The 12,107-nt window shown below is 42.5% G+C and carries 3 protein-coding genes; all 3 read right to left on the bottom strand.

Annotation, left to right across the window (positions count from 1 at the left end):
• Positions 1-38: 38 nt before the first annotated feature.
• Positions 39-4,718, bottom strand: a complete 4,680-nt coding sequence (locus FEM55_RS17185) for an RHS repeat-associated core domain-containing protein (protein WP_138282637.1) — start codon at positions 4,716-4,718, stop codon at positions 39-41.
• Between the two features lie 23 nt (positions 4,719-4,741).
• Positions 4,742-10,714 carry a CARDB domain-containing protein gene (locus FEM55_RS17190; RefSeq protein WP_171036596.1) on the bottom strand — a complete coding sequence of 1,991 codons (5,973 nt, stop codon included), beginning with the start codon at positions 10,712-10,714 and terminating at the stop codon, positions 4,742-4,744.
• A 189-nt stretch (positions 10,715-10,903) separates the two neighbouring features.
• Complete coding sequence (locus FEM55_RS17195) at positions 10,904-11,947, bottom strand: right-handed parallel beta-helix repeat-containing protein (protein ID WP_138282639.1); 1,044 nt, start codon at positions 11,945-11,947, stop codon at positions 10,904-10,906.
• Positions 11,948-12,107 lie beyond the last annotated feature (160 nt).

Raw genomic sequence — 12,107 nt, forward strand, 5'->3', positions numbered from 1 at the left:
TGCAAATCACTAGTACTGCTATACTTAATTTTATTTCATTAATCACATGGCCCAAAAATTTCAATAACATTTGGAATGAATCCTGGAATAAAAGATCCTGGTAGTAAATCAACCATATACCAAGCAATAGGAGGGGCTGGTTTATTTTTACATCCCGCTTCTTCATAAGCTTGTTTGTGCTTCTGATAATGTTCTTCTGATGAAAATTTCTTACCATCATTTGGGAAATCGTTGCTATACTGTTTCTGAAGTGATTCCCTTATCTTTTTTATCTTTTCAGAATTACCAGTAGTTGAACAAGCTTCTATTGCATTATATCTAAAAACCCAGCCCATTTTTGGTACAATACTGGAGTGATTATAAAATGCTTTACAGCTACTTGCTTCACCACTTGGAGAAGGTGGAAGGCTACAAGTGGTTTCTTCTGGACTATTTATTGCAGTTATTAAATCGCCTGCGTTTTTGAATAGATTGTATCCGGAAATTGCAGCTAAGGGCAAGCCAATTGTTGCACCTAGCCCTGTTGTGCTTATGATTATACCGTAAGTTGCTCCTCCACTACTTAAAATAATTCCTGGCATAGCATTACTTACACCTCCCCAATTAACCAATCCCAAGGGATCAGTTGCATTAACAACATTATTCCCTACATAAGCATAATTGTTCAGTCCATCCGTAAACTCCAAGGGATCGCGCTGGGCGAAGCGGCCCAGATTCGGGTTCATCTCGCGGTTGCGGTAATGATACGTTTTGAACTGGAATTCGTACTGACGGCCAGTAAACAGAAAGTTGTTAAAGGTTGAAGCTGCTAACTCCTTGTCGGAAGCATTGAAAACGTGCGGTGTGCCGAACGGATCGTACGTGTAATATTCCAGCAATGCACCGGAAGCATCTGTAACGGACTGAACCGAATTCAGATCATCAGTTTCATAGAAGTATTCGCTGTCTCCGGCTTTGGCATACAGTATGTGATCAATTTCTTCGCCATAAACATAGCTTTTGACATTATTGCCGGTGACTTCCTGTATCAGGTTGTCCAGATCATAATAATAACGCGTTTCTGTTCCTGACTGCGTTCTGCTGACCCGGCGGCCCAAAGCGTCATACTTGTAAGTTACTTTTGCGCGGCCTGCCTGGATACTAATCAAGCGGTTCTCGAAATCGTACGCGTAAGTATTTGTGCCGTCGCTTATTAGATTACCGTTTTTATCATAGGCTGGCGGTGCATTGATGTTATTCGTAGTAATTGCGGTATACTGATTGACATGATTCACACTGTAGGTTTTTTCAACAGCGCCTTCCTTGGATGTTGCCCTGTTGCCCAGCGCATCATAAGTATACTGGTTTGTAATAGAAGGAGTCAGTTCACCATCTGTGACTTTGCCCTGGAAAAACTGATTCAGCTGGTAATTATTATCATATGTATATTTTTCTGAACGGGCCGGTTTATGCAGCCGTTCGGTCAGTATTCTTTTATCCGACTTATCGTAATCATAGCGGATATCCAGTACACTTGCCGGTGTAGCCGAAATCGACTTCAGGTTATCCATTTTGTCATAGCTGTAATCCGTATTGACTCCGTTCCTGAAACTTTTCTTTTTCAGCCTGTCGGCGCCATCATACTGAAAACTAACGAGTGTGGTTCCGCTTTCCTTGATTTCGGTTAGCCTGTCCCGGCTGTCCATTTGCCTCAAAAGCTTTATACCACCCGGATAATCGACCGACTTTGTACGATTTGTACTATTGTAGCTGTAAACGGTCGCTTTACCATCGTTATCTTCTTTCAGCAGTTTTCCCGCTGCATCGTATTGGAAAGAAATTACCGCATTTGAATTGGCAGCTTTTACCAAAAATCCGGCTGCGTCATAATCCAGTTTATCGGTGATGTTTTCAGGATAAATTCTTTCAGTAAGCCTGTTCAATGCATCATATTTATACTGGATTTTAATTCCTGAGCCATTTGTTTTTTCAGTAAGCTGGCCATTGGCATCATAGGTGAAATTTCGGGAAGATCCATCTGCATAAACCTGTTTTACAGGTTTGTTCCTGACGTCGTAAGTGTAGGACGTCGTATTGCCTTTTGCATCCATAATCTGGATCAGGTTTCCCTTGGCATCATAAACAAAGCGGCTGGTATTGGATAGCGGGTCAGTGATTTCTGTTGTCCTGTTCAGTTTATCAAAAGCGAACCATGTCGCATTTCCTTTTTGATCGATTTCCTTTATCTTATTCCCGTTTGCGTCATAAAAAAACTGAAATGCAGTTTCGTTGGGAAATGTGGTTTTGACAAGCTGGCCAGCTGCATCATATTGCGAGAGAGTGGCATTGCCGTTGCCATCATTTTCTGAAATTACATTCCCGTTTTTATCATATGTAAATGCCGCAATAGCCCCGGCCTTATCGCTGGTACTGATCAGCTGTCCGTTATCATCATAGGTACTGGTGACTACATTGCCATTCGGCGAAGTTGCCGTTTTTTCATTTCCTGCTGCGTCATACGTATAAGTTGTTACTTCATTTAACGGGTTGGTAATGGTAGCTTGCTGATTGAGGGCATCATACGTGTATTTGGTTGTGCGGCTTAAAGCATCTTTTTCAGACAACACATTGCCATTTTTATCATAGCTCAGTGTAACAATGCCTTTCAATGCATCGGTTATTGTTTTTTTACGATTAAGCTTGTCATAGGTAGTAGCCGTAATATGGCCGTTCTTATCTCTGACGGTAAGCCGGTTGCCCACCTTATCGTATGTGTATTCTTCGGAGTAGCCCAGTGCATCGGTAACTTTGACCAGCCTTTGCAATGCGTCGTAGGCGAAAGCAGTAGTATTTCCATTTGCATCCAGCTCGGCAGTCCGATTTCCCATGGCATCGTAACTATAGGAAGTAACACCACCCAGTGCATCAGTAACTTTGGTTAATTGGTAGAGATCGTTGTATTCAAACCGGGTAATATTGCCATTTTTATCCGTTTCACTCAGCTTGTTTCCCGCTTCGTCATATTCGTAAAATATAGAATTGCCCAGTGCATCGGTAATGGAAAGCGGCTGCCTGCGATTATTATAAGTGTAAGCAGTAACATTGCCGTTCCCATCCGTCTCGCTGATTACATTGCCTTGTCCGTCGTATTCGGTCTGCGTCGAATTACCCATCGGCATGATAGTGCCAATCCTGCGGCCCAGGCCATCGTAGGTGTACTTCGTGGTTTTTCCCAGCGCATTCGTCACAGCAGATTGTAGCCCGAGCTTGTTATACGTGTATGTTGTCACGTGTCCCAATACATTCGTGGTTTTGATCAGCTGGTTTAAAGCATTATAGCTAAATGAGGTTGTGTTATTTTCAGGATCTGTTTCAGTCAGTTTATTTCCGTAACAATCATAGGTATAAGAAGTAATACCACCTTCCGGATCGGTTACTTTGATCAGGTTGCCATTTTCGTCGTATTCGTACCTGGTTGTATTATTATTGGCATTCACATACGTCAGTCTGTTGCCATTGGTATCATAGGTCGACTTTTCAGTAAAATCCAGCGGCTTGCCGATCTGGGTAATATTGCCTTTGGAATCATATTGGAAAGTTGTTTTATTTCCGTTTTTGTCCGTAAAGCTTGTTACCTTGTTGTATGTTAAGTTGTAGGTATAAGTAGCAACCTGCCCGGCCGCATCTGTTTCCTTTATTACGTTCCCGTTACTATCGTACTCGTATGCCGTTTGTTTTTTATTACCGTCAGCCAGTTTGGCAACATTGTTATTTTCGTCATATCCATAATCCAGATTGAAGCCGCAGCAATTGCCCTTTTTTGAAATGACCCTTCCCTGATCATCGAACTGATACGTAGTTACTACATTCTGGCCATTCAGCTGTTCAGCGACAAAGGTTTTAAGCTGCCGGGTTGCATAATTGAAGCTATGGCTGGTTGCACAGGAAACGACTTTTGAAACTGCACCGTTGGCATTGTAAAAAATGCTCATATTATTGCCGCCTTCATCTGTAAACCCTGTGATTCTGGCCGTGGAATCTGAATAATACTGAACAAAATCTCCGATGGGATTGACCACCTTATTCGTATTGCCCAAAGAGTCATAAGCGTAGGTTATTTTTCTTCCGGGCTCGCAGGTGTTATCTGATATTTCAGCAAGTCGGCCTTCCTGCCAAGCAAATTTCACCGCATGCCCCGAGCTGTTACTGAGTTGACGGAGCAACGTATCGGTATAGGCAAAGTTCAGCTGATTGCCATTGGCATCCTGCATTTTTGTAAGTTTCCTGTGTGTGGCATTCTCGAAATAGTAGCGCAGACCTTCTTTGGTCTGTACATAAAATTTGCCGCTTTCATATTCTTTCAAAGCATCATAAATCCCTTTGGGAGCGATATAATTTGCACCCGATTTTCTGAACAGGTCTCTGCGCCCATCTGCACGTTCTATCCAAAATCCGGCAGTGTCGGTCCTGTAAGCCATGTTATAGGTGAAGGTCCAGCCTTTTCCCATGCCCCAGTCTTTGTTGCGCCTGCTTGCATTGTAAGAAAAAGTAATATCGATGGTAAGTCCCCGACCGGGAATTTTCAAATCTGTCCTGCTGTGATAAAGATTACCTGTATAGCTGTTGACTTCAAACCCGTTGGGTACGGGCACTGTGGGGCGCGTATTGTTCTGAGCCTTGGCAAAATGACCGGATATAGCGGCCAGCGTCAGTATCAATATGGTAAAAATCCTTTGCATAGGCAGGCACAGTTAATGCACTTTTATTCAGTTATCACCAGGTCAATAGATGGAACAGTCCGATTATGGGACACCGTGTATATTTTAAAGAACCCGCTTGCGCCCGGCCGGAGGATTCCGAAAGGACCATCGGCTTCCTTGCATTCCAGAACCAGGTCGTTTTTGTTTTCTTTCAGCTGATCTATAGTAAAAGCAATGGGCACATCTTCGTTAAGGGAAAGCAGGTATTTGGTCGGTGCGGGAATGTCTACGGAACCGTTGTTCTGAAAGCTCACAATGAAAGAAGTAACTACGGACAACCTGGCGTTGGCAGGCGTGATGATATCCGTTCCCAGCTGGTCTTCAAAACCGACATTGGAAATCGTGCATACAAATCCGGAACTAGCTCCTGTACTTCCATTATTTCCGGCTGCAAAGATGTTTCCGGGACCTTGTTTGATTGTAAAGGCTTTGGGTAAAACAGTAACGGTACCACCCGGCCTGACGGCTTCCATATCGTACAAACCAAGCGGTTTATTTAGCAAATTGAAGGTTGCATAAACCAGTGTCTGATTAACGAATTGCACTTTGTACGGCTGAATATACTCAGAGGATTTTTTTAATCTGAAAGTCATACCTGCTTCAAAACGTGCACCCGTTATCTTTAAAGTTGCCAGGCCGGTATTGCCGCCCGAAGCCGCATCGACGGTCTTAATACCAAATGGAATGATGGTGGCCAGCAACGTAATGTCTTGTGTACTGAAAGCATCTGCAGAGCCATTTGCCATGATGTAATAAGTTCCTGTTTTTAGAGCAGGAATGATCAGTTCCTGATTAGCCTGAAACGCAGCCGCGGCTACAAACTCGTACTTATTGGCAGTTGGCACGCTGTCTCTCTGAACAAAAAGCCGGTTAACCGCTTTATTCAATGAATCGCCCTTTAAAGTGATCGCTAAAGTTTCCCCTGACAGATTTGCAGGAATAACCAATTGGTAATAAAGCTGATTGTTGTTGCCCAGCTTGGCCGAAGTCAGTTTATTGATTTCAAGCTGTCTGACAGCAATCTTGATTTTGCCCGCCGAAACAGCCTGGTTATTGTTTTCATTTTGTTCAAGAAGGTTGTCAAGGATATCGGTTTTAACAATTACGAAGTACTCTCCTGCGGCAAGGTTGGTCAGCTGTTTCTGAAGGTTCATTTTAGCGGTGTCCTGAACCGAAAGATCAATATTGCTTTCCAATGTACCCAGAAGTACATCTGCAATATCCAGTGAATCATCTTTGGAAATATAAACCGCATCTCTCAAAAATCCAGACGCCTTGTTTGTACCGGCATTGGCAACCGTCCAGCCAATACGGACGTTTTCACCCGCATACTGCTCAGCAGCCGGAACGGTAACTTCCTTTACGATCAAATCCGTGGGCTGTTGCGGGCTAATAAAAATATTAGCGGCCGCAACGTTGTTGTTCTCTTTTCCTCTTTCAAAAACATTGTTATAGCTGTCTGTTTTAAAAAGCAGGTAAAAATTTCCTGACTGGTTTGCCGGCAAAAATGCCTGTACGGTATGACTATATTCCTCACCGGGCGCTAACGCAATAGTTCTCGATGTGGAGACAATGGAAATATCATTGCCCACTTCATCATCAGCAGAAAGAAATACCTGGTCTGTCCAGTATTCGGATGGTGTTGTACCGGTCCCGGTATTTTTAACCTTGAATGTTATGGTTACTGGCTGCGACGCTATGCCTTGATTTGGGGCTGTAAAGCTTAAAGGTACAAGATCGGCGGGTGGAGGAGTAACTACTTCAACCGCATTGCCTCCGCCATCCAGCGTCATGGCCAGCACATTGTTGGACCTGTTCTTGTCATTGAGCTGGCCGAACCGGTCGGAATGAATAATAAAAAACATCTTTCCGCCTGCCTCTTCAGGAACATTCACACTCAGATTTCTGGTATAGCTGGCTTCTCCTCCAAGCGGAGAAGTAATTGTCAGGCTGCCAAGCTGCACATCTGAAGCATCTAGCACAGGATTATTACTGAGATAAACGGCATCTGTCCAGAAAGGAACTGCGGTAAGTTGTTTACTATTGTTTTTCACAGTCCATTTCAGACTTACAGGCCTGCCGGCAGTAACAGTTGTGCTCAGGATCTGCCCGCTTGTAACAAAAAGATCTGTTTCCGGCAATGCAACCAATGCTGTTGATGAAACCGAACGATTTATATTGTTGTTTTCTGCGCCGTTCTCAAATACATTGTCTGCCATGTCTGCCTTGATTACTGTAAAGTAATTACCCGCAGGAAGGTTACCTGTTAAAGTAAATGAAGTCTGTTGCGTATAAGACTGTCCGCTGGCAAGTCTGCGGTTCTGAACAACGCTCCCCAGTGATATCAAAGCCTTTTCATCAACATCAGCCGTAGCAGAAAGGTAAATACCATCTGTCCAGGTTTTGTTAGTAACATTTCCTGATCCACTGTTTTTGACAACATACTGTAAGTTAATAACGGTTCCGAGAGTATCCGCAGCAGGAACCGGCACGGTTACTACTTCCAGATCTGCCCAAGGTGCAAGAGATAAAGTAATCGGAGCAGAAACAATATTGTTGTTCTCTTCCTTTTCAAAAATAGTGTTGCTTTCGTCCACAGCCAGTATCAGGAAGAATTTGCCCGAGAGATTGGCAGGTAATGTAACGGATTCATTTCGGGTGTATTCTCCTCCGGAAACAAGAAACTGGTCCCATTTACTGGAAGTAAGCAGTACATCATTAACTTCCAGTGTCTCGTTTACAGAAAGATAAATTCTATCTGTCCAACTGTTTGTGTAAATCGCAGCCCCGCTTTCATTCTTCACTTTCCACTGCATGGTAATGCTTTGTTCGGATAAAGCAGTGGCAGGGTTGATCAGAGAAACGGGCTTTAAATCCGGATTGCCAATCATTACTTTTTCGGAAGCCGGCGATACATTATCGTCTTCACCCGGATTTTCATAAATACGATCATTGGCATCTGTTACAATATAAAAATAATAACTTCCTTCCGGAAGTGTGGCCGGAACCTGCACAACATGCTGCACACGGCTGCTGGCCAGTGACTGAAGCGTATCGGTACGCCAAAAACTAGTAATAAGCAGTGTTTTATCCGGATCAAAGTTTTTCTCAGCAGAAATATAAACTGCTTCATTCCATCCAGGCAAAGCTTCCAGTGACCCCTGATTGGATGTTGTCCAACTTACTGTAATGTTCTGCCCGCTGGAAGCCGAAGCGGAAGAAAGAGACAAATCGTTGATCTGCAAATTAGGTGTAGGTTTCTGAATAATAGTCATTGGAAGACTTGCCCTGCTGTTGTTATCTTCCTGATTGTATTCAAAAACCTGGCTATACCGATCCGTGACAACATGAACGTAATAAGTACCCTCAATGCGCTGTGGAAGGTTTACTTTTTGAGATATGGTATAAGAGCTGTCTGCTGGTAAAGCCTTGTTTCTTCCATAGCTGGACAGGGTAAGATCCGTATTCATGTTTACTGTTTCGGATGTGCCTATCAACACCAGATCCGTCCAGTTGCTTGCGGTCGTTGGTCCGGGACCTTTATTGGTTACTGTGTAATTAATGGTTATTTCTCCTTCCGAGAATGCAGACAAGGGAGATACGGTCAATGCGGTTACCTGCAGATCGGGCGGTGGTGCCAGTGACACCTTCACTGCTGCGCTTACTTTCTGGTTGTTGGTATTGTCCGTTTCTTTAAATGAATTCGATTCGTTCGTTGTGACTACGACATAGTAATTTCCTTGAATACCTTGCGGAACCTTGAATTTAAATGGAACAGACTGGTATGACTGGCCGGCTGCAAGTGCACTGAAATTTTCAACCGTACCCATATTAAACTTTTCAGTTGCTGTGCTGAGTGTGGGCTGGTCGCTTAAATAAACATGGTCATTCCAGGGAGTATCGTTTGTTCCGCCATCGCCCTGGTTCTTGATTGTCCAGCTTACAGTCATTTCCGTTTCCGTAATTGCAGTAGCCGGAACTGTCATACTTTGAACAATCAAATCGGGAAGTTTTCGTGTACGGAATGTCTGAACCGGGCCATTCAGTGCATAGCATGCACGTTTTGCAACAACCTGCCATTTATAAAGCTGTTCATACTGGATAATGTTACTATTGCTTACTGTATGATTGATCCCTTTTACATTTGCGATAGCCGGTACTTCCGGCTTTTCCTTGCCTTCCGGCCATATATATACGTCATAGCTTTCTGCATTGGAAATGGGTGACCACGAAAAGGTAACCGGCATCGGCAGATCAATTTCTTCATTCTTTGGCAGAAGGTTTTTAAAAGTGCCTGTTAAAGGCTGATCAATTACACGAACGTCCAAGACCTTTACAGAATCATCTCCCGCGCAGACTCCGGTATATTTAACTGTTACGGTGTGCAGGCCTATTTTTTTCCATGTTATGTCGGCCAGGTTTTCACTTGGATCAAGATCCCCTCCGCCAGAAAGGCTCCAGATGTAATTTCCGCTTCCACGCTCGTAATTGTTCAGGCTATACGCCTTTTCACCTAAACATGAAACAGTATCTCCTGCAATGGAAAATACCGAAGGAATATGGTTGATACGCAATGGCAGGTTGTTGGAAACGCTGGTTCTTTCCGGGTTGTCACTGACAATCCGTATCCGGTAATTGCTTCCGTCCCGAACATACGGGACTGTAGCCTCAATGGTACCTGAACCCGTTGCTTTTAATGTACCGATGGTTCGTGGCGATTCGAAGCTACCTTCCATATCAGAAAGTTGCGCTGTAAATGTGTTTCCCTCAGAAAAGGGGCTGTTGACAGTAAATGGAATATTTAACGGGCTTCCGGTACATAGAATCGGATCAATTGTACCAACCGTAACAAAAATACCAGTTGGCGGTTCAACTCTGAATTTACTATTTTGTACAATGCTCCATTTTCCATTGGCATCCCGGGCTCTGACATAAAGGATATGATCGCCTAATTCTATCTTGTCAACGGGTACATCAAAACTGATATCATTCAGCTCTTTTCCAGGGGTGACAGGCACGTTCGTACCTTTTCCATAGCCCAAATCTTTGTCAATAAAGTATTCTAGCCTGTTAACATCCGGAAGCTTGCGATCCTCGCTGACTACAAGTATTTCCTTGTAGAACAGTTGATTGGTAACTAATGACCATTTACCCCTGGAATCTTTTGTACGTATAAACAGGCGGTGCAGACCTTTTGCCAATGATTCGATTAAAGGAACAGAAAAAGTCAGATCCTTGATTGCTTTTCCAGCTGTAACAGGCACGTTCTTCGCTTTGTCATAGCCTGGATCCTGATCAATAAAATACTCAGCCTTTACGATATTCGGCAATGATTGCCCTTCGCCGGATTCCAGCACTTCTTTGTGAAATAACTGATTGCTTACAAACGACCATTTACCATTTGCATCCATGGCGCGCACAAACAGACGGTGAAGCCCTTTCGACAGAGATCCGCTTAACGGAACCATAAAATCAAGATCTTTGATGATCTTTGAGCCCGTCACTGCTACGTTTATAGCTTTACCATAACCCGGATCTTTGTCAATAAAGTATTCTAATTTTGTAATATTTGGCAGCTTTTGTTCTTCATCTTCTGTCTGTAATATCTCTTTATAAAAAAGCTGGTTGCTTACAAAAGACCAGTTGCCTTTGGCATCTCTTGCACGGACAAACAGGCGGTGCAGTCCTTTGACCAGTGACTCGCTTAATGGAACTGAAAAAGTAAGATCTTTAATCGTTTTTGAGGCGGTCAGTGCGACATTGGTTCCCTTTCCATAACCCGGATCATGATCAATAAAATATTCTACTTTGGAAATGTTTGACAGTTCTTGCTCTTCGCTGCCAGGTTCCAGCACTTCTTTAAAAAAAATGTGACTGTGCACCAATGACCAATTTCCGTCGGTGTCCCTTGCACGCACAAACACACGGTGCATTCCTTTTTTTACCGATTCATTTAATGTAACAGTAAAAGTCAAGTCGCTGATTGCAGATGCTGGGTTAACACTAACATTTGTTGCTTTACCAAAACCTGGATCACGATCAATAAAGTATTCAATCTTATTAACCTTTTGGGCTATAATTCCATTTCCCCCAAGCATAATAAGCAGCAACAAACGAACAGCTTTCATTTGTAAACAAATTGAAGATTCAGGAAAGAATTACAGCTAATTGCTTTGTACAGATATTTTAATCGTCAGAGGTAAGGCACTTGTCCCCGCCCCGGTACCCCAGGCAGAAGTTATAATTGGAATATTAGGTATACCTGATGGTTTGTATGGCGTTATTCCTCCAAAAGCACCCGCTTCTTTGCCATCTGTTGCAATTTTTAATGCAGGTGAATCAGGTTTTAATTTGAAGTCAGCATCTTTAAAAGGATTAGCGTCCCATGGATTAGCAACACTAAAGACACTTTCCGGTTTGTTGGTAATTACACTTTTACTGCCATCATCGGGAATGTCTTTCAGGTTGGCTTCTGTTGATAAAACAGTCAGGTTATTTGTAGCAACTGTCGAGTTGTTATTAGCAGTAATATCTTCAATTGTTGTTTGACCTCTTCTGTCAAGAATGTTATTGATTATAACACACCCTTCATTTAAGGAGAATATTTCATTAGTTGAATAGGTGTCATGTAACGTATTGTTTCTGATATCAGAATTTCTTAATCCGTAAATGCAATGTCCATAACTAATAATAACGTTGTTTTTTATTGTTGTTCTTTCACCTGAACCGTTTGTATTGTATGCTCTAATGCTTCCAGTTACGTTTTCTGAGATTAAAATACCGAATGTGCTATTATATAGAGAAATTCCACCCGTCCTGTTCATTCTTATACTAATACCTTTTACATTAGTTAAATAGATTTGATCTATACGTAATCCAACTACTGTACTACTGTCACTTCCTTCATTGAAAGTAACAGCACCTGTATGGCTTTCAGATTTATTGAATGGGCCATTTGTTATTTGGTCAAGAAAATTACCATTGCCAATAAAATGAAGTGTTTTATCAACAGTAAACCCGGGATACGTTGTAGGTGAGGGTTCAATATATATGATGTCACCGCTGGAAGCTGCTGAAATTGCAGAATCAATAGTACTAAAACTATTCACTCCATCGGCAATATTCGGGATGTTACTAACCCTGTATATTTTCTGGGCGAAAGAACTAATGTAAATAAAAATAAAACATAGGGTAAAGAAATGTTTCATGAGCCTGTTTCATTTAGGATAAATAGCTAAACTAAATTTTTAAAGTAGGTACAATCAATAAAACGTATATTATTATGCTTAAAGCAAAATAAAGCGGCAAGAAAGAAGCAAGAATGTAATCTAAAAAAAGGGCTACCCAAACAGGTTTATGAGCCAATCA

The sequence above is a fragment of the Dyadobacter sediminis genome (genome assembly GCF_005860765.1).
In the GTDB taxonomy this organism is placed as follows: Bacteria; Bacteroidota; Bacteroidia; order Cytophagales; family Spirosomataceae; genus Dyadobacter; species Dyadobacter sediminis.

What these genes read in the sequence shown, in the direction of transcription:
- FEM55_RS17185 (WP_138282637.1), bottom strand. Translation starts at nt 4,718, where the DNA reads ATGCAAAGGATTTTTACCATATTGATACTGACGCTGGCCGCTATATCC.
- FEM55_RS17195 (WP_138282639.1), bottom strand. Translation starts at nt 11,947, where the DNA reads ATGAAACATTTCTTTACCCTATGTTTTATTTTTATTTACATTAGTTCT.